Genomic DNA, 17,196 nt, shown 5'->3' with positions numbered 1-17,196 from the left:
GGAGCCGGATGTGAAAGAGGACGACAAAGAACAATACCTGAAACGTGGGCCGCTGGCAGTTCTGGCCGTCCTGCGCGATCTGCTGGACAGTCAAACACCCGTGATGGTGTCGCACGCTCGCGGTCAGTTCATCACACGACTGCTGTACGCGGATAAAGAGAACATGTTGCTCGATTTCGGCAGTAATGATTACGACAATCAGCTGGCGAAAGAGGCCCGGAATCTGCATATCACCGCAGAAACACGCGGTGCCAAAGTCGAGTTTGCCCTGACGGCACTGAGCGCGGCCGAGCATGAAGGATTGCCCGCATTTTCTGCAGAGCTGCCTGAATTGCTCTGGATGATCCAGCGCCGCGAATTTTTCCGCGTGACGGCACCGCTCAATCCGGTGTTTTACTGCTATATCCCCTGGCCTGATGGGTCAGGTGAAGGCCGCCTGCGTTTGCAAGACCTCTCACTGGGCGGCGTTGGCGTGTTGTCCGATAACGCCCTGCCGGAGACGCTACAAATCGGCGACAGCATTAAAAAGCTGCGCGTAGAGATGGGGGAATATGGCCGTTTTGAAGTGGATGCGCAGCTGATTACCATTGGTAAACGCAGCGTGGTGGGCAGTAAAAGCGAGACAATCGTCACACCGCGCCTTAGCTTCCGCTTCCTGTCACTGAATGCCGGGCAGGAACGTGAGCTGCAACAGGTCATTTTCTCGCTGGAGCGGCTGGCGCGTGATAAAGCCAACCGTTTCCAGGAGTGATTCAGATTGTGCGATAGGCGGTGGTGACTTTCCACAGATAACGTGGTGCCTGGGCCGCAGGATGTTTATCCTGCACATGCTGGTAAAACGCTTCCGGGGTCATGGCGTTGATCATCGCAATAGCGCGATCGCGGTCACGAGAGAAGGTCCGCAGCAAAGCACCTGCACCGTTAGCGTAAGAGACGATAGTGGCATAGCGCAGGGTTTTCGGATCACGAATCCCCGCCAGCTGCTGCTCTTGTAGAATACGCAGGTACGCGGTACCAATATCGATATTTTTCACCGGGTCACGCAGTTCCGACTTCGTTGGTTGCCCACGTCGACCCTGTGAACGATACACTTCCCGTCCTGCCGTAGAGGCTTTTATCTGCATCAATCCAACGGCATTCGACTTGCTGACGACCGTGGGGTTGCCGCCTGATTCTACGGTAATAATCGCTTCCACCAGCTTTTGATCCACGCCATTCCGCTGTGCTGCCTGCTCGGTCATCATCGACCAGGCGCTGGCCACCTGCGAAGGTGGGGCCTGTGTTAAGGGAGTATCCGGCTGACGAACAATTTTTCTCTGGGGTTCACTGGCACAACCTGCCAGCAATAATGCAGCGATCATCGCCGCCATTTTCACGCTTTTTCTCACGTTTTTATTATCCTCTGAGCCTTAGCTTCGAGACTATCATACGGGTTGCCGACCATTAGGAAATTACCGTAACTCTTAAATTGTGCGGCATGCTGGTGACTTCACAGCAGCTATTCGTCATCATCGAATCAATTGGACAGCGCCCGGTTCGAAATAATTCACTGCTGGCGCATAAAAAATCATCAAAGTGAGTGTTATGGCGACAATCCCACGTACGATCCATCTGGTTGCCCCTTCCGGCTACTGCCACAATCCTGCGGCCGCAGCGCGCGGCGTGACACGTTTGCAGGCGGATGGCCACCGGGTTGATAACAGCGGCATTATTGCCCGCCGCGAGCAACGTTTTGCCGGTAACGACAGCCAGCGCCTGGCCGATATCAACGGTCTGGCTCAGCTTAATCCGTTGCCGGATATCGTTCTGGCAGTACGCGGAGGTTATGGTGCCAGCCGACTGTTGCCGCATATTCACTACGGGGCACTGCGTGAGCGGCTGGCCGGTGCCCCCCTCGCCCTCTGCGGCCACAGCGATTTTACTGCCATTCAGCTGGCGTTATTGGCGCAAAGTGGGATGTTGAGCTTCAGCGCGCCGATGCTCGCGGGCAATTTCGGCGCTGAGGTTTTGTCTGATTTTACCGTTGAACACTTCTGGCGCGCGCTAACTTCGCCTAAATTAACTCTGGAGTGGACGACAGTCTCACAACACGTTCAGGCAACCGGTACGGTTTGGGGCGGCAACCTGGCGATGATTGCTTCTCTGATCGGCACACCGTGGATGCCAGATATTCAGGGCGGCATTCTGGTGATCGAGGATGTGAATGAACACCCTTTCCGCATCGAACGCATGCTGTTGCAACTGCATCAGAGCGGTATTCTTTCCCGCCAGAATGCCATTATTACCGGCAGTTTTAGCGGAACCACTTCTACGGATTACGACAATGGCTACGATTTCACCAGTGTCTGGAACCTGATACGCGATCTGACGGGTATTCCGGTGATTACCGGGTTACCGTTCGGCCACAGCGCGGACACCGTCACCTTGCCCCTTGGCGCCCAGGGAATGCTGACGGTGGAGAATACCGCCGCTTCGTTACAGGTATCAGGATATCCCGTGCTGCGCTGATCGTTGGGAGCGCAAAAAGATGAAACAGTTATATGAAGATCTCTGGGTATCCACCCCGGAATTTCCTGCCAGTGACGATGAACCCGTATTGATGATGCATGGTTTCTTACTGCAACATGTGCGTGGCAATCTGCTGATATCACGGGTTGAACACCCGGAGGACCATCAGGTGATTGCTGATCAGGGAGGCATGATTCGCCATTATCTGACCCACTGGCACGAAGCCAGTCCGGGCACCCGCCGCTTACAGCAGCGTTTCAACTCCGCACTCTACTGCCATGCTCGTGCATTAGGCCAGGTCAGCCACTTTGCCGAAGCCGATGCCACGTTCAATGCGGCTGAGGTCCACTGCGGTAGTTTTCATGTGGTGCCCACCCCGGGGCATACGCCGGGCAGCACCAGCTATCTGTATGCCTCTCCTCATGGCAAAACGTATTTATTTGTCGGTGACACTGTCACGTTATCCCATGATCGCTGGGTCACCGTGCTGGTCGATGAGAGTAATGAGAGTGAACTGCGGCAGACGCTGGAGTTTTATCGCGCATTACGCCCGGATGTGGTCCTGATGGGCACCACTGCCGGGCATCTGGCATGGCAGGAAGTCGATGTGCGCCAGTGGCTGGCGCTGCTGGATGAAGCGGAAAATAATGTGCTGGATCTACGCCACTCGGTGCTCCCGATCGGCGGCAGTTAGTCAGGTGCGGGGTTTGGTCACCGCCATGATAAATAACATCGGGCGCTCCCTCTCTTCCGCCAGCGCAGCCTGTTGTTCAATCTGCTGAGCCGTTGGTCCCCACTCATTTAATGCCGTAATGCTGAATCCGGCCTCAATAAGTGCGTTTACCCAGGTACCGAGTGTACGATGCTGTTTGATCACCCCCTCAGCAAACCAGTTCGTCACACGTTGCCCTTCGCGCTGATAATCGCTCAGCGGCCAATATTTTTGCTGCTGTTGATCGTGCTGCCAGGCGGGCTGACGAGGGGCGGTATAGATGGGATGCTCGGCGGTAAAGATAAACTGCCCACCCGGTTTTAGCGCCGCAAATACTGTGCGCAGTAGCGCAGGTAATGCCTCAACATAATGCAGCGTCAGTGCGCTCCAGGCAAAATCATACTGCTCCGTGAGCTGTAACGTTTCCAGATCGGCACGCCGCCAGTCAATGGCCGGGTCATCACCCAGGCTGACGGCCTGAGTCAACATTTTCTCAGAAACATCCAACGCCAGTACCGAGCTTGCCCCTTGCTGGCAGGCATAGCGGCTGAACCAGCCATAGCCGCACCCCAAATCCACAACATGGCAGTTATTGAGAGGGGGCAATAATGCCTGCACAGCGGGCCATTCTGGCGCGCCATCCAGCCCCTGAACAGAACGATTTAAGGTGGCATAGCCTGCGAAGAAGGCTGGGTCGTCATAAATATTTTGCGTCATTATCGGTTTCTCTTAGCCTGTTACGTCTCTTTTATTGCTGCATTTCTGACCATGGTCTGTTCAGGTGTGGCGAAAAAACAACGGTTTCACCGTCGTCATGGGCGGTGCCGCTCAATTTTTTAATCGGGACATCCCCTGCACTTCGTCCAGATTCACGGCCTGGGTGCGCCCGGTAGCGTCAGTATAGATCAGCATTTTGGTGGCGTTATCCAGGTGAGGTTTACCCTCAACCACGACAGTACTGCCATCCCGCATATGCAAGATGTGGTCGCTGGCACACCCCACCAACAACCCCATCATCATTACCCCCATTGCACTCACCCTCATTTTGTTCATGCTGCTCTCCTTTTCAACCGATGCCCTATTCTAGCCCCGCAGCGGTCCCTGTTTTGCGGTTTGCTGCCTTTCTTCCTGTCAGAGCGGAAATAGTGTTTGAACCCGACAAGAGATACCTGTATTTTTATCCAGCAAAAATGCACAAGGAGCAAAAATGTTTGTTGAATTGATTTATGACAAGCGCAACGTAGCCGGTCTGGCCAATGCCGAACAACTTATTCTTAATGAGCTGGAAAAGCGGGTCAAGAGAGTGTTTCCTGACGCACAGGTCAAGGTAAAACCCATGCAGGCTAACGGTGTGAAGAGCGATGCCAGTAAAAGCGATAAATCTACGCTGTTGCGCATCGTTGAAGAGATGTTTGATGAAGCCGACCAGTGGATGGTATCAGAAGAGTTTTGATGTATACGTGCGGTGATCTGCCAAAATTTTTGAATTTAATGCGTAATAAAGATGCTTTTCATTTGCATTCATTCAGATTCGTCCTATTATTTATTTTAATAGATTTCCCTGGTGTTGGCCCGCAGTAAAGCTCTTCGCGGGCTTTTTTTTGCCTAAAATATCAGTCTTTGTAACCAGTTAGCTTCCTATGCAAACCCTGGCGCTAAAGTTCCCCTCTGCCCTGCCGAAAAATTAACCATCCTAATAAGAGAGACCAATGGGGCATGCTATGGCCACAATTTATCTTCCCTCACTGATGGGATTACTGAGCGATGCGGAACGACAGAAAGGGGCGAGCCTGACGCGCGAAGAGGTAGAAGCACTGCGCGATACCGCCATGTGTGTATCTATTCCCGATCGTATCGCCTATGCGCTCGATCCGTCACAGAATTTTAGTGATATAAACCCGGAAAACTGCTGGGAAGAGTGGTCCCGCTTTCGACATGGCGGTGAAACAGCGCGGCTGTCATCGGATTAAAACGATGCGCCTTAGCGTCGCTTATTCGCAGCCAGCTCTTCTGTCAGTAAATCGCACACTTTCGCGGCAAAATCTGAGCTGTCGCGCAACATCTGAATGGCTTCTTCAAGGGTCTGTGGTGGCATCTGCCCCACAATACGCCAGCCGAGGGCGATATTTTTGGCTTCTTCAAGCCGTTCAAATTGATGTTCACCCGATGCAGTTTCAGACACGTTCTTCTCCTGATTTACCTTTTGGTCCTATTTTACGTAGCCTGGTGACGTCATCACAACCCCGCCGCTGGATTTAAATCAGCCATTGCCTGCTTTTCAAGCGTTTATCGGTTAAAAAAGGCGTTTCGTTGCCTTAATTCAGATTATTACCAGCCTGAAAGTGCGGAAAAACTGACTCGTAGCGGCAAATTTATCACTTGTTTCACTAAGGTTTATCAGGAAAAGAGTCTGATTCGGACAATTGATCATGATAAATAAAAAACCGCCCAACTAAGGGCGGTTAATGTATTTACTTTTTTATCAGCTGTAGTACGGCAGTTTGCGGTCAACACCATTGATATTGAGTGTCACATACCCTGTCGGCACGCTGCTGGCAGGGGCGGAGGCTACGCTGGTGGCCATCGTGGCGACCCCGTTTTCATTTGCACCAAAGCCCGCCAGCCCGTTATGTAAACTGAGACGGGCATTCGGCGTGACCGTACCGATCTCCGTTTCATCCAGCGTTTCCGTCAGGTCCGGTGTAAACAAGGAACACTCGCCCGCCTCAAAGCGCGTCGGGCCGGTTGAGCGTAAATTAAACATCGTGTCACCACTCCCCGCCTTCAGTTTGACCCACACTTCAACGATATTTTCATAACTGCGTTTGTACTTTACATCCAGCACTGCCGGCTGCCCGCGATGGAACATATCGCCCCATACGGCAGTGGCACAGCGCTGAAAGTTCAACCAGGTCATCCCGCTGGACACCGCCTGCGTGGGATTACCCGCGACGCCGGAAGGATTGGCCGTCGACATTTTGCCCAGCAGTTCGATCGTCCACTGCTGATTGACTTTCGGAAAGACAAATTTACCCACCTTGAACCATTTATCACTGGTGGTGGTGTTCGTCAGTTTATAGCCGCTATACCAGCCCGCTTTCATCGAACCGGTCATCACCGTGCCGTAGTTTTCATCCCGGCGCCAGCCGTTCTCATAGCCGGAAAGCCAGCGACCCGGGGCGTTATCGAGGTTCACTTTCGCCCCCGCCTGAAGGTTAAGCTGGCGGACCAGCGCCCGGCTGTTACTCATATACAGCGGGTTGTCACAGTTTTCGACGCTGAGGGCATCAACAATCCACTGTCCGTTGGTCAAATCACCAGGGAAACGGGTATGTTCTATCCATACGTTGCGAATAATCCCCTGGGTCATTCTCGGCATCATCAGCGTGGCATCACCATAACCACTCTGGAAGTTGGCGTTGGTCAGCTCGACCGCCGTGGAATGGTCCCAGACGCCCCGGGGTGAGTTCGACCAGCCGATATCGAAGACGCGGGCATAAGTGGTCTGCGAATAGATCTGGTCAAAACGACTGTCGAGCGTATCCAGCAATTTCACCGCCGTGCCGCCGTTGTTCTGCACGCGGAAACAGCGGATGTTAACGAACTGCCCTTCAATGGTGATGTTTTCAAAGAAGGGCTGTACGTTCGACAGCATATCGGGCGTTATCGCCCCGGTATTGACGGTGGTATCGGCGCTGGCCTGGCCATTCCAGCTAATGCCACGGATCACCGTGCGACGGGCATTCACTTTGAGCACCGGGTTAATCGACTTATCCGACACAATCACCGTACGCGGTGTCACACCGTATGGACTGTCATCGCCGTACAGGGCGAAGCAGGCAATCTCACTGGCCGTCAGATCAATCGGGTTGATCAAAAACTTACCGGCCGGAAAGCGAACACCAATGTTTTTCGCATTGGTATCGTAGCCCTGCGACCACTTGAACATACGCAGGAAAGCATCGCTGTCGTCGGTAACCCCATCCCCGCGGGCACCAAAGTGGTACAGGTTGACCTGTTCGGTATCATTAATGATACGTTTCCAGAAAAAGCCGTTGCCTTTGGCCACACTGCCCCCGTCATCACTCAATGGCGATGTGCCGAGGAAGCCGACAAAATCGCCGCCACCGTGAAAGGTCGAGTCTTTATCGTAATAACGTTTCAGCATGGCAATATCACCAGCCTTCGCGGGTGCGGTGGTACGCAGATCGGCAAAGCAGTTAACTTCAATCATATAAACCTCCGGATAAAGACAGGAAAACCTGCCAGGAACGCCCTGTGGGCAAGAAGAAAGGAGTGGTTATCGATGCCGGGAAGCGGCACGGAAAGGTGACTGACGTCTGGATGTCGGGGATACCTCCTTAACAGATTGTCGGGTTGATGTTGGTGATGTTCAGTCCGTTAGCGTGGCTTTCATTGCCGTGGGCGCAGCACCTGAAAAAGCAGCGCTACATTGCCTTTTGCACGCCAGACCGCCGCGCAAAAAATGACATTGATGACAATCGCGGCCCAGTGCGTATGGGCATAGACGTCGAAGAGAAAACGAAAAGGCACAGAGGCGTAAGCCAGAATGATCATATAGGCCAGCCACGATGCCCACCGCTGATGCCGGGCCCCGGCTTTATAGAAGAACATCAGGCGCAGCACGATTGCTGAGCACACCACCACGTTGGTGATGACCATAGGATCATTTGTTACCATGAGGTCCTCCTCTCCAGCGCGCCAGCCACTTTGACGGGTCCTGCTGGCTGAAAAACGTTAACGTTTTAATCGCCAGCGCAGACAGCAACACCGCCCCCAGGCCATCCAGCGGTTTATCGCTGTACCCCAGTAGTAGCGCCATCTTCGCCCCGACCAGTCCTGCGCCATAAATACCTACGATCCAGGACACCATAAAATAGGCTGCCCGGCGGATAACCTGGAGTTCTGCCGCCGTCACAACATAGAAAACGGCACCGGCAAAAGCGCCAAACAGAACACCGTAGTCGGTGGCGCCGATAAATCCGGCTACACCAGCACCTTTGGTGACTGCAGCCCCCAGGCTCACTGCGAATATCATTGCTGCCATGTTGCCCCCTTTGCTGTGCCCTCTTACCGATTAAGGGATAAAAAAAACCCGGCAAATGCCGGGTTGATAAACAGTTAGCGCTGTCATGTCGGTAACTGTGTTTTTATAAAGTTACATCGGTTTTTGCGTACGCGTGAGTCGGGGATGTTATTTTTTATGTTTTTTTTAGTGCCGCCGATAACCAAAATCATCAATCATGATCGTAATCAAAACATGCTGTGCATGGCTGGGACAGCATAAAATCTCAGCGATAGCCTGATAACGAAGGAACAACATGAACGCTGCACTACTCTTTTCTCTGCTGCTGATCGGTGGGCCATTAATTGGTTTTTTAGTGATTATCGGTATTTGCCTGCCGGGCGTTCTGCTGGCGTTATGGCATCAGTTTGAAGAGCGAATGCATCTCAGAAGCAGACATTAGCCCGGCCCTTTGCAGGCGGGCTGCTCTGTGTTTTTCAGGCTGCCGATAATCGATGCAGATGACGGGTGTCCAGCGTTTGCCGTGCCTGATGCAGGCTGTAATTTGTCTGTATTTTCATCCAGGTTTCCGCCGTACTCCCGACAACGATAGCGAGACGCAACGCCATCTCAGGTGTTACCGCCGTATATCCTGACAACAACCGGCTGGCCGTTGAGGGTGCAATTTCCATTGCCCGGGCGAACTGGCGGACGCTAACGCGCATATCATCCAGTGCTTCTGCAATGATCTCGCCAGGGTGAGCAGGGTTAGCCATTTTCATCAGTGGTAATCCTCCAGGTTAAGAATCTCAGCATCGCCATCAATAAACGTAAACGTGATACGCCAGTTACCCGATACGCTAACTGACCACATTTCCTGCCGATCACCTTTGAGCGGATGCAGGTCGTAACCAGGCATATCGATCGCTCCGATTTTTTCTGCCGCATCAATCACGGTCAGGCGGTTCCTTATTCGACCCACCAGCTTTTGTTCGATACCGCTACTATCATCTTTTAGAAAGAATTTTTTTAGTCCCTTATGCTTAAAGCTTTTAATCATGGCGCAGTCCTTGTTCCGTGATGTGGAACATCATAGCAGGTGTTCCACCTCGTGCAACAGTCAAAAGGCATCACCTTTCGACAGCGCGTGGAAACAGCGGCGACCTGGCAGAGCGAGGGCTGTGATGTCGTGATAGATGTAGTTTGTTATGGTTGATATAAATGAGATAGATACGATCAGGCTATTTCGCCACCGGGAAATCGGCATAGCGGGTGGTATACGCGGGAGATAACATTTCCCGCTTCATCGCCCAGGATTTTTCGATGCCCTGCCCGGCAAACCATACCTTCCCCTTGCCTGACTGGTTCAACTCATCCAGCACCTGCATCAGTGCTTCACTGTTGGGCTTCGGCTGATACTCATCAAACAAGTTGAGCTGGGCCTCGCCCCGGCTGAAGAAATCCCCCAACATCACCCCGGCTTTCATATAGCGATGCCCTTCAATCCAGATACGATCGAGGGCCTCCGTTGCCACACGGAGAATGTCACGCGTATCGTTAGAAGGTATCAATAACGTGCCGGAAGCCTGGTTGCCATAGAAAACCTCCCCTTCCGCATGCGGGCTGGTGCGCAGAAAAACGCTGATAAAACGACAGAACTGTTTTTCCTGCCGCAATTTTTGGGCGGCGCGTTCGGCATAGGCACAGATAGCCTGGTGCATCTCTTCATAGTCGGTAATACGGTGGCCAAACGAGCGGCTGCACATAATCTGTTGCTTGGTGGGGGCAAACTCTTCCACCCCGAGACACGGCTCACCGCGCAGTTCACGCGCGGTTCTTTCCAGCACCACATTGAAATTTTTGCGGATCACCCACAGGGACGATTCCGCCAGTTGCAGCGCATTCTCGATGCCCATCACATTGAGTTTTTTACTGATCCGCCGACCAACGCCCCACACTTCTTCTACCGGCACCAGCGCCAGTAACTTACGCTGGCGGTCAACATTCGACAGGTCAACCACGCCGCCAGCCCTGCGCCACTTTTTCGCCGCATAATTGGCGAGTTTTGCCAGCGTCTTCGTCGGCCCAATTCCCACGCCCACCGTCAGCCCCGTTTCTTTCAATACGCGACTGCGCATCTGGTGCCCAAAGGTTTCCAGCGGCATGCAATTTTCCACCCCGGCAACATTAATAAAGGCTTCATCAATCGAGTAAATCTCAATGCCCGGGGACATCTCCGTCAGTAACATCATCACCCGCTCACTGAGGTCAGCATAGAGCGCATAGTTAGAGCTGAACACATGCACATGCTGGCGCTGCAGCTCTTGTTTCAGCTTAAAATAAGGCGCACCCATTTTGATCCCCAGCGCTTTGGCTTCCGCCGAGCGGGAGATCACGCACCCGTCATTATTGGATACCACAACCACGGGCTGCCCGCGCAGATCCGGGCGGAAAACCGTTTCGCAGGAAGTGTAGAAACTGTTCACATCCACCAGCGCATACATGGCTATTTGTGTGCTTTAAGGGTAAAGGTCACCACGCCGAAAATCTCCAGCTCTTCCTCACTCAAAAAGACGATCGCGGAATACTCGCTGTTATGGGGAACCAGTTGCAGTGTGGGCCGGGTACGCAGCTCTTTGACCGTAAACTCTCCGGCCACAGCCGCCACAACAATATCGCCATGCACGGCGGTCAGTGAACGATCGACGATCAACAGGTCACCGTCCCCGCTCCCTGCCCCACGCATCGAGTCCCCGCTGACTTTGATAAAGTAGGTGGCGCTGGGGTGCTTAATGGCAAACTTGTTGAGATCGAGGCGATCTTCAACATAGTCCTGTGCCGGGCTGGGAAAGCCACACGGAACGCGCTCAAGGAATAAAGGCAGGTGCAGGGCATGATAACTGTCGGTCGGGCGGATGAACTGCATAAGGGGAATCTCAACAATACTGTATTTATATACAGTATCGCTGAATCTGTGCTGCGATCAAGCGCCTTGCGATGAGATTCTGGAAAGCACCTGAAGTGGCGGGAAATTTAGTTGTCGATGCGTCTTCACCATCACCGCGACATTTAACGCGGCACCCGTTGTCGCCTGCAACGTTCTGAGCAGTAGCGCACCTCTTCCCAGCAGTTCGCCCATTTTCTGCGCCAGCTGAAAGGCCGCCCGCAGACGGCACAGATTTTAACCGGGAGCTCACTCTTTTTTTTCACAACGCCTCACCGGCATCCAGGCGGGCCAGAAGCCCTTCCCCGCGTTGCCAGAGCGCCTGCTGCCGGGATTCTGTCATACGCTCAAGGTTTTGATACGTCAGGCTCATACGCGGATAGTCCCGCAGAATATTGCTATGGCGCATCAAAAAATGCCAGTAGAGAGCGTTGAACGGGCAGGCATTGTCAGTGGTGCTTTCACTGACTTTATACGCACAGCCACGGCAGTAGTCAGACATACGGTTTATATACAGGCCGCTGGCGCAGTAGGGTTTAGAGCCCAGATATCCCCCGTCGGCATGCATCACCATACCCAGCGTATTGGGGAGTTCAACCCAGTCAAATGCATCCATATAGATCGCCAGATACCACTGACATACCTCCTCTGGTGCAATACCCGCGAGCAGCGCAAAATTGCCGGTCACCATCAGGCGCTGAATATGATGGGCATAGGCATGCTCCAGGCTTTGACCGATAGTTTGCCGCATGCAGTTCATCTGTGTTTCACCCGTCCAGTAGAACTCAGGCAACACCCGGCGATTAGCAAATCGATTACCGCTGGCGTATTCGGGCATTTTCAGCCAATAGACGCCGCGTACATACTCACGCCATCCAATCAACTGACGGATAAATCCTTCGGCAGCATTGAGTGCAACATGACCTGCCTGATAGGCAGATGCCACATCAGCACATAACTGGCGCATATCAAGCAGACCAATATTGAGCGCCGCACTGATGCGAGCATGGAACAAAAAAGGCTCATCGCTGGCCATCGCATCCTGATAGTCGCCAAAGGCTGCAAGACCGTAATCGAGAAAATAATCCCACAGAGCGCGGGCATCTTCATGAGTCACCGGATAATCGAAAGAGGTGGCTGAACCGTAATGATGGCTAAAATGTTCGCCCACCAGTGCCATGACGTCACGGGTAATGGCGTCTGCACTGAAACGTGCCGGGTACGGTGCGGTGACGTTTTTGGGCAGCGCTTTGCGGTTTTCAGCATCAAAATTCCATGCCCCACCGACAGGACTGCCGTCGCCGTTCAGCAACAGCCCACTCTTACGACGCATCTCACGATAAAAAAACTCCATGCGCAGCTGTTTTTTACCTGCAGCCCAGGAAGAGAACTCACTGCGCGTGCACAGAAATCGGGTATCGCTATGCCAGTGAATCGGGAAGCGACACGCCTTTATCGACGCCTCCAGTCGCCAGTCCCCACACTCGGTCAGATGCACTTCGTCCGGCGCCACCAGCGACTGCCAGCGCTTGAGTTCACCGGGTATTGATCCGCTGTTTTTCGGGTCATCGAGAGTGACATACTCAACCCGGATGCCACGTTGCTGTAACGCCTGGGCAAAATGGCGCATGGCGCTGAAGATCAATATGATTTTTTGCGGATGATGAGGAACATAGCTGGCCTCCTCCATGACCTCAACCAGTAAAACCGTATCGCGCTCCGCATCCAGCCCCTGTAATGAAGCCAGATCAAACGATAGCTGATCGCCCAGAACCAGGCACAACCGGTGCAGCTTATTCATGACATTGCGACCTGCGAAAATGATATGTAAGAATGCGTTAAACCGGGCCTGTCGGCGTTTAACAGCAGATAAGCACGATTAGCATAGCATTTGCCGTTGAAGAAAACCGTCACTGGCACAAACCCAGTGGCTGTCCTTTAAACCGGGTAACAGGCCGCTATTTTTATCGAGGAAAAAACGTTGCGCCGGTCAGCGGCGCTGAACCTGATCTGACAATAATGTATGTGGCAAAACGGGACGGCGAAAAAGCAAAAACCGCCCATCAGGCGGTCTGTAACAAAATCGGTAACGGTTACTGCTGAAGGGTGAATCTCGTCTCGCAATGCGGGCATTTCATCGGTGAGGCTTTTGATTGCGTGGTGATCGACTGTCGGCCGGGTCGGTGACAATCAGGGCATTCCACTTCGGTGGTAATCAGCTTAATCCGCTCCATTGCATACTTGAAGTAGGTCATGACCGTTTTTCCTTGTATCGCTGCCTGGAAGAATAAATTAACATAGCGCGCTAATGGTTAACCAGAGCTTATGGGAATTTTTACTTATTCTTACAGACGCGCATCGGGAAGTGATGCCATTCCCTTTTCGCCCCGCGATAGATTCTGCCGTACAAAAGGAGAGAGCATGATCAACAAAACCGCCTTACTGATAGCCATCGCGGCTCTTACAACCGCCTGTTCACCACATCAGCCGAAGCAACAGCGCAGCGAAACGCCTGAATGCCGTACCTGGCGCACCATGATGACCGCCCCGCTGGCACCCGATGCATACGGCAGACTAAAAGCTGACTGTGAAAAATCCATGGGGGACGGTGACGGTATTCGTCCTGACTGATCGCAGTATGGGGTGTTCAGGGGCAAATCACTCAGGATGCCGTTTTGCTCTCAGCGCGTCGCCTGGCATCATAAGGTGGAAATCGACCGAACCTCATGCTGAAAAACGTAAGGATCAGACAACAGTTCAAACACCTCATCATCCGGGTAAGTGACGGCAATCTGATAATGCTCTCCGGCAAATGCCTTCACGGCATTCAGATCCTCCCACCACGTCGCCAGGAAGAAATGCTCCCAGTCCCCCTGCGTTTCACAGCGGACAGCTGCGCCTTTGTTACCCGGCGTCCCTTTTGCATGCTCCACCCCAGTCTTCTGCAAATGAGCGCTAAACCCTTCAGCGTGTTTGAGAGGCACGCAGCCGTGCCATGTCCTGACAATCATTGATCCATCCTCCTAAAGCGATCACACACATAAGATATCCACTATTAAGTCATACCTTGCCGGTAGTATGCAAAATTGAGTGTTTTTACGAAAAAGACGCGAATGCACTGGATAATATTTACCCGTTAATCCCACGCCTTTATCCTCAGTTCTGGATGATGTGATAACAAGGAAACGTTATGGAAAACGGTTTTAGTATTGCCATGACCCCGGTCCAGTTGGCAGCCGTCATGGCTGATGAGTCAGTGCTCACTGAGCGTATCTGGGGCAGTATCGGGTTTCTCGGTAGTGTGCTGGAGCTGGCCGGTGCCACTGCCCTTTGCCTGGTCCCGGAACCTACCGGAGTGACGAAAGCGGGATGCATTATTGTGGGGGCGCACAGTCTGGATGGGATGAGTGCTTCGGCCTGGCAGGTGTATTCCGGCAAACCAACGGCCTCAATGACCGCTCGCGCTACGACGGGTATCGCAAGTGAGCTGGGCGCAGATAAGTCTACGGCAGACCAGATCGGTATCGCCGTAGATGTGATACTCCCGTTCTCAGTAGCGGGTGCGGCTCGTGTGGCATCGGTCAGAATGGGACAGGTTAATTTGATGAGGCATGAGGCCGCGAAAGGTTTTTCGGGCGGTGGGCATACATTGAGAAAGCATGTGGGCAAATCTGAGCGTGAATTACTGGAAAAGGTTAAGAGGGGTATACAGTCAGGCTCATTCAGGCCGGAACACGCTGCCAGCTCTTTCACTTCGCTGGAAGTTGCCGAAAAAGCCATAAGCAAAGCCGTTAAAGCCAATCGGGCTAAAATCCGGCAATGGGCAAAAGGTAATAGCGCTGATACTGGGTTTTACCTTACGTTCATGTATGACGTTAAGAAAAATGTAGGGATCATTGTTAAATATGATTCAACTGAGGCAGTTAAAGCCACCAGAATTGAGGTTGTTATGAAGAAAAAACAATTCAACAACAAGCCTTATTACATCACTACGGCTTTCCCGGTAATTTAAATATGAAAAACTTCACCAACATTAGTAACTTTTTCATCGTTTTCTTCGGGCAAGACAGTGATGAATATGGCGAAAATTATCCCGACATTGTCGATTCTGCTTTCAAAATCTATGTTGAAGGCGGTGAAAATTATCTGGATTACCTGATTCACAACATTGATGATTTTCGCCAAACTTACCCAGACAATGAATCTGCCGCTGTCGCTCTGAACAAGCTGACGCGATATTTAGCCGGTGACACCCATTATTATACCCCGACACTGCTTGATTTTCTTGCGTGGCTATCTGCCACTCTGAAGCAAAAACGTGAAGAATATCACGCTAAATAATATGAAATGGCCCACATCTATGTGGGCCACCGCGACGGTGTTACTTTCCTGAACTCAGCATCAGCATGGTTTTCTTCACTCTCAAATTTATTTTCCACCACTGCGGATGCCAGCCAGGTAAATAATCGTTTTTTCAGTAAAAATATCGTTCAGAATCGGTTATTTTTCCCACAGAAGCACAGGGATATTTCAACCATAGACTGAAGATTAAACGAAAATATGGAAAAAATAGAAGCATCGAGCAGCAGCCGTGGCCAGTTGTCTTTGCGCGCCCAGAATGAGGGATTTTTATCAGATATAATTTTCATCATACTGTAAGTATCCCGCTTAACCGGACCATTCACTTTTAGAGATCTTCCGACATACTGATTATGTCCCTGAAGAGATCACCATGCGTAAAGCCCGATTCTCGACGATTACCCAAGAGCGGTATGCATCGAAAGATTTGCACAGGCAGATGCCGTTCGTGACTCGTTTACTGGCCACGCGGTCAAGATACTGCTCAGCAGCATCCAGCAGTGCACTTTCACTGCCGCCGAACGCTGCCAGGTATTTTACATACCCGGTCACCAGCTTGCGTTCGTTAGACGATATAGCGCCGCCGGTAGGGTCCCAGTATTCAAATCCGAGGTTGAGTAACGCGAAGAAGCTGCGGTGAAAAGCCGGATTACGGGCCTTCGTAAACTCAGCCACCAGCACAGCGCCGAGCTTACAATTTGATTGCAAAAAATCGCTGCTCTCGGGGGGTGGCTGGGATCAGGATTCCGTTGGACTGCTTAATGAGCTGTAATTCTTGCGCCATGGAGTCCCCATCATGACGCGATGTTCTGTGCCAGTTGTTCAGGCTGGCAAGGGTATTATTGACAGGTGATTATGGAAAATCAAACTATGTCAAAGTAATATCTGATTTGAATTTGTACAAGTACAGCTCCATATGCTCAAGCTTTCTATCTTTATCCTTTATCCTACCTGCAGCATCCTTTGCATAGCTGATCGCTGAACACAACTGCTCATCAACATAATCGGTAAGAACGTGCCTGATCTGAGAGCGATAGGCTCTAGCTGTTTCAAGGTAAGGTTCAGCAACATCTTTCGTTGCTGAGTTCGCCGCACTTAGTATTGCTTTCCGTATGGCACTGAATTGTTCTTTTGAAATTGAATTTATCGCTTCCATTTTCTCTTTTCTCTCTCCTCATGCCAAAAAAAAATTATATCGGGGTGTCCATTAATATCACCATGATTTATGTGCTCATATCCACAATTCAAAAAGGTCACCAAAACCGTTAATTGCGGATGAAACAATAATCAGAATAACTCCCCAAAGAATATTGATAGACACATTGCGCCCTTCTTCGGAGGTAACAGCCGTCTTACCGTCCTCATCGCTTCCTGCGAAGCCGAATGTCTCTGCGTTAGAGAGGTAAATTCCATCTGAAAAAAGGGGCGACAGCGTCAGCAATGTTCCAATCATAATCCCGATACAGCCAAATCTTGGTAATAGACTCCACTGGTTGAAATTGTTTGAAAGCCATACTCCAACTAAAATTGTTATCACCCACACCGATAGCATGATTTTCCTATTCGCTAGCCACTTGATATAGGGATCTAACGGATGAATGTCATGCTTGCTTCTATATTGATTATTCATTTCCCCTCCGTTTGAAG

At 51.7% G+C, this 17,196-nt stretch carries 26 protein-coding genes and 1 pseudogene; 9 read left to right on the top strand and 18 right to left on the bottom strand.

Going from position 1 to position 17,196, the window contains the following annotated elements:
* Positions 1 to 10: 10 nt before the first annotated feature.
* A complete protein-coding gene (locus WH279_RS14260; RefSeq protein ID WP_339457436.1) occupies positions 11 to 751 on the top strand; it encodes a flagellar brake protein in 741 nt (246 codons plus the stop codon).
* Position 752: 1 nt separating this feature from the next.
* Here WH279_RS14260 and emtA read toward each other — a convergent pair whose 3' ends face one another.
* Positions 753 to 1,388: a membrane-bound lytic murein transglycosylase EmtA gene (gene emtA / locus WH279_RS14255; protein ID WP_200644020.1), complete on the bottom strand. Its 636-nt coding sequence runs from the start codon at positions 1,386 to 1,388 to the stop codon at positions 753 to 755.
* Positions 1,389 to 1,584: 196 nt separating this feature from the next.
* On the opposite strand from emtA, the gene ldcA reads away from it, so the two are divergent.
* Both ldcA and WH279_RS14245 read left to right on the top strand, forming a co-directional pair.
* Positions 1,585 to 2,508 (top strand): muramoyltetrapeptide carboxypeptidase, encoded by a 924-nt coding sequence (gene ldcA, locus WH279_RS14250; protein ID WP_339457433.1) that lies wholly within the window; start codon positions 1,585 to 1,587, stop codon positions 2,506 to 2,508.
* Between the two features lie 19 nt (positions 2,509 to 2,527).
* Entirely contained in the window at positions 2,528 to 3,202 is a 675-nt protein-coding gene (locus WH279_RS14245; RefSeq protein ID WP_339457431.1) for an MBL fold metallo-hydrolase, read from the top strand.
* Here the strand turns inward: WH279_RS14245 and WH279_RS14240 are convergent, their stop codons facing one another.
* Both WH279_RS14240 and WH279_RS14235 read right to left on the bottom strand, forming a co-directional pair.
* Positions 3,203 to 3,937: a class I SAM-dependent methyltransferase gene (locus tag WH279_RS14240; RefSeq protein WP_200644017.1), complete on the bottom strand. Its 735-nt coding sequence runs from the start codon at positions 3,935 to 3,937 to the stop codon at positions 3,203 to 3,205.
* Positions 3,938 to 4,048: 111 nt separating this feature from the next.
* Positions 4,049 to 4,273 (bottom strand): YgdI/YgdR family lipoprotein, encoded by a 225-nt coding sequence (locus WH279_RS14235; protein WP_339457427.1) that lies wholly within the window; start codon positions 4,271 to 4,273, stop codon positions 4,049 to 4,051.
* 154 nt (positions 4,274 to 4,427) lie between these two features.
* On the opposite strand from WH279_RS14235, the gene WH279_RS14230 reads away from it, so the two are divergent.
* Both WH279_RS14230 and WH279_RS14225 read left to right on the top strand, forming a co-directional pair.
* A complete protein-coding gene (locus WH279_RS14230) occupies positions 4,428 to 4,673 on the top strand; it encodes a DinI-like family protein (RefSeq protein WP_133843362.1) in 246 nt (81 codons plus the stop codon).
* Positions 4,674 to 4,941: 268 nt separating this feature from the next.
* On the top strand, positions 4,942 to 5,190 hold the full coding sequence (locus WH279_RS14225) for a hypothetical protein (protein ID WP_200644015.1): 249 nt from the start codon (positions 4,942 to 4,944) through the stop codon (positions 5,188 to 5,190).
* An 11-nt stretch (positions 5,191 to 5,201) separates the two neighbouring features.
* On the opposite strand, the gene WH279_RS14220 is transcribed toward WH279_RS14225, so the two are convergent.
* The 4 genes from WH279_RS14220 to WH279_RS14205 form a co-directional block, all read right to left on the bottom strand.
* Positions 5,202 to 5,402 carry a hypothetical protein gene (locus tag WH279_RS14220; protein WP_133843358.1) on the bottom strand — a complete coding sequence of 67 codons (201 nt, stop codon included), beginning with the start codon at positions 5,400 to 5,402 and terminating at the stop codon, positions 5,202 to 5,204.
* Positions 5,403 to 5,702: 300 nt separating this feature from the next.
* Complete coding sequence (locus WH279_RS14215; protein WP_339457424.1) at positions 5,703 to 7,454, bottom strand: amylovoran biosynthesis protein AmsF; 1,752 nt, start codon at positions 7,452 to 7,454, stop codon at positions 5,703 to 5,705.
* Between the two features lie 179 nt (positions 7,455 to 7,633).
* Positions 7,634 to 7,921: a phage holin family protein gene (locus WH279_RS14210; protein WP_200644013.1), complete on the bottom strand. Its 288-nt coding sequence runs from the start codon at positions 7,919 to 7,921 to the stop codon at positions 7,634 to 7,636.
* Entirely contained in the window at positions 7,908 to 8,288 is a 381-nt protein-coding gene (locus WH279_RS14205) for a putative holin (protein ID WP_133843352.1), read from the bottom strand. The genes WH279_RS14210 and WH279_RS14205 overlap by 14 nt, the downstream gene beginning before the upstream one ends.
* A gap of 274 nt (positions 8,289 to 8,562) precedes the next feature.
* Between WH279_RS14205 and WH279_RS14200 the strand changes: the two genes are divergently transcribed.
* Entirely contained in the window at positions 8,563 to 8,709 is a 147-nt protein-coding gene (locus WH279_RS14200; protein WP_159337277.1) for a hypothetical protein, read from the top strand.
* A 34-nt stretch (positions 8,710 to 8,743) separates the two neighbouring features.
* Here WH279_RS14200 and WH279_RS14195 read toward each other — a convergent pair whose 3' ends face one another.
* From WH279_RS14195 to WH279_RS22750, 7 genes are all read right to left on the bottom strand, one after another.
* Positions 8,744 to 9,028: a HigA family addiction module antitoxin gene (locus WH279_RS14195; protein WP_159337278.1), complete on the bottom strand. Its 285-nt coding sequence runs from the start codon at positions 9,026 to 9,028 to the stop codon at positions 8,744 to 8,746.
* Positions 9,028 to 9,306, bottom strand: a complete 279-nt coding sequence (locus tag WH279_RS14190; RefSeq protein WP_133843348.1) for a type II toxin-antitoxin system RelE/ParE family toxin — start codon at positions 9,304 to 9,306, stop codon at positions 9,028 to 9,030. Before WH279_RS14190 ends, WH279_RS14195 begins: the two co-directional genes overlap by 1 nt.
* 181 nt (positions 9,307 to 9,487) lie before the next feature.
* Positions 9,488 to 10,750: a translesion error-prone DNA polymerase V subunit UmuC gene (gene umuC / locus WH279_RS14185; RefSeq protein WP_339457419.1), complete on the bottom strand. Its 1,263-nt coding sequence runs from the start codon at positions 10,748 to 10,750 to the stop codon at positions 9,488 to 9,490.
* Positions 10,751 to 10,752: 2 nt separating this feature from the next.
* Positions 10,753 to 11,172, bottom strand: coding sequence for a translesion error-prone DNA polymerase V autoproteolytic subunit (gene umuD, locus WH279_RS14180; RefSeq protein WP_339457417.1), 420 nt, complete (start codon positions 11,170 to 11,172; stop codon positions 10,753 to 10,755).
* A 143-nt stretch (positions 11,173 to 11,315) separates the two neighbouring features.
* A complete protein-coding gene (locus tag WH279_RS14175; RefSeq protein ID WP_227536147.1) occupies positions 11,316 to 11,456 on the bottom strand; it encodes a DUF2256 domain-containing protein in 141 nt (46 codons plus the stop codon).
* Positions 11,453 to 12,991 carry a cryptochrome/photolyase family protein gene (locus tag WH279_RS14170; protein WP_339457409.1) on the bottom strand — a complete coding sequence of 513 codons (1,539 nt, stop codon included), beginning with the start codon at positions 12,989 to 12,991 and terminating at the stop codon, positions 11,453 to 11,455. Before WH279_RS14170 ends, WH279_RS14175 begins: the two co-directional genes overlap by 4 nt.
* A gap of 292 nt (positions 12,992 to 13,283) precedes the next feature.
* On the bottom strand, positions 13,284 to 13,445 hold the full coding sequence (locus tag WH279_RS22750) for a YnfU family zinc-binding protein (protein WP_445235222.1): 162 nt from the start codon (positions 13,443 to 13,445) through the stop codon (positions 13,284 to 13,286).
* Positions 13,446 to 13,611: 166 nt separating this feature from the next.
* Here WH279_RS22750 and WH279_RS14165 point away from each other — a divergent pair, with 166 nt between their 5' ends.
* A complete protein-coding gene (locus WH279_RS14165) occupies positions 13,612 to 13,821 on the top strand; it encodes a hypothetical protein (protein ID WP_339457407.1) in 210 nt (69 codons plus the stop codon).
* A 68-nt stretch (positions 13,822 to 13,889) separates the two neighbouring features.
* Here WH279_RS14165 and WH279_RS14160 read toward each other — a convergent pair whose 3' ends face one another.
* Complete coding sequence (locus WH279_RS14160; protein WP_339457405.1) at positions 13,890 to 14,201, bottom strand: hypothetical protein; 312 nt, start codon at positions 14,199 to 14,201, stop codon at positions 13,890 to 13,892.
* Positions 14,202 to 14,380: 179 nt separating this feature from the next.
* Between WH279_RS14160 and WH279_RS14155 the strand changes: the two genes are divergently transcribed.
* On the top strand, positions 14,381 to 15,202 hold the full coding sequence (locus tag WH279_RS14155; RefSeq protein WP_339457403.1) for an RNase A-like domain-containing protein: 822 nt from the start codon (positions 14,381 to 14,383) through the stop codon (positions 15,200 to 15,202).
* 2 nt (positions 15,203 to 15,204) lie between these two features.
* Positions 15,205 to 15,531: a hypothetical protein gene (locus WH279_RS14150; RefSeq protein ID WP_339457401.1), complete on the top strand. Its 327-nt coding sequence runs from the start codon at positions 15,205 to 15,207 to the stop codon at positions 15,529 to 15,531.
* A 408-nt stretch (positions 15,532 to 15,939) separates the two neighbouring features.
* Here the strand turns inward: WH279_RS14150 and WH279_RS14145 are convergent.
* The 3 genes and pseudogenes from WH279_RS14145 to WH279_RS14135 form a co-directional block, all read right to left on the bottom strand.
* A pseudogene (locus WH279_RS14145) lies at positions 15,940 to 16,333 on the bottom strand (DUF1367 family protein); the annotation flags it as partial.
* An 84-nt stretch (positions 16,334 to 16,417) separates the two neighbouring features.
* The gene (locus WH279_RS14140) at positions 16,418 to 16,705 is read right to left on the bottom strand and encodes a hypothetical protein (protein ID WP_339457399.1); all 288 of its coding nucleotides are present in this window, start codon (positions 16,703 to 16,705) and stop codon (positions 16,418 to 16,420) included.
* Between the two features lie 75 nt (positions 16,706 to 16,780).
* Positions 16,781 to 17,179 carry a hypothetical protein gene (locus tag WH279_RS14135; protein WP_339457397.1) on the bottom strand — a complete coding sequence of 133 codons (399 nt, stop codon included), beginning with the start codon at positions 17,177 to 17,179 and terminating at the stop codon, positions 16,781 to 16,783.
* Positions 17,180 to 17,196: the final 17 nt, after the last annotated feature.

The organism is Erwinia sp. MYb375 (genome assembly GCF_037479175.1).
GTDB lineage: Bacteria > Pseudomonadota > Gammaproteobacteria > Enterobacterales > Enterobacteriaceae > Erwinia > Erwinia rhapontici.
Note: the sequence above shows the minus strand (reverse complement) of the source record. Positions and strands in the feature narration are given on the sequence as shown.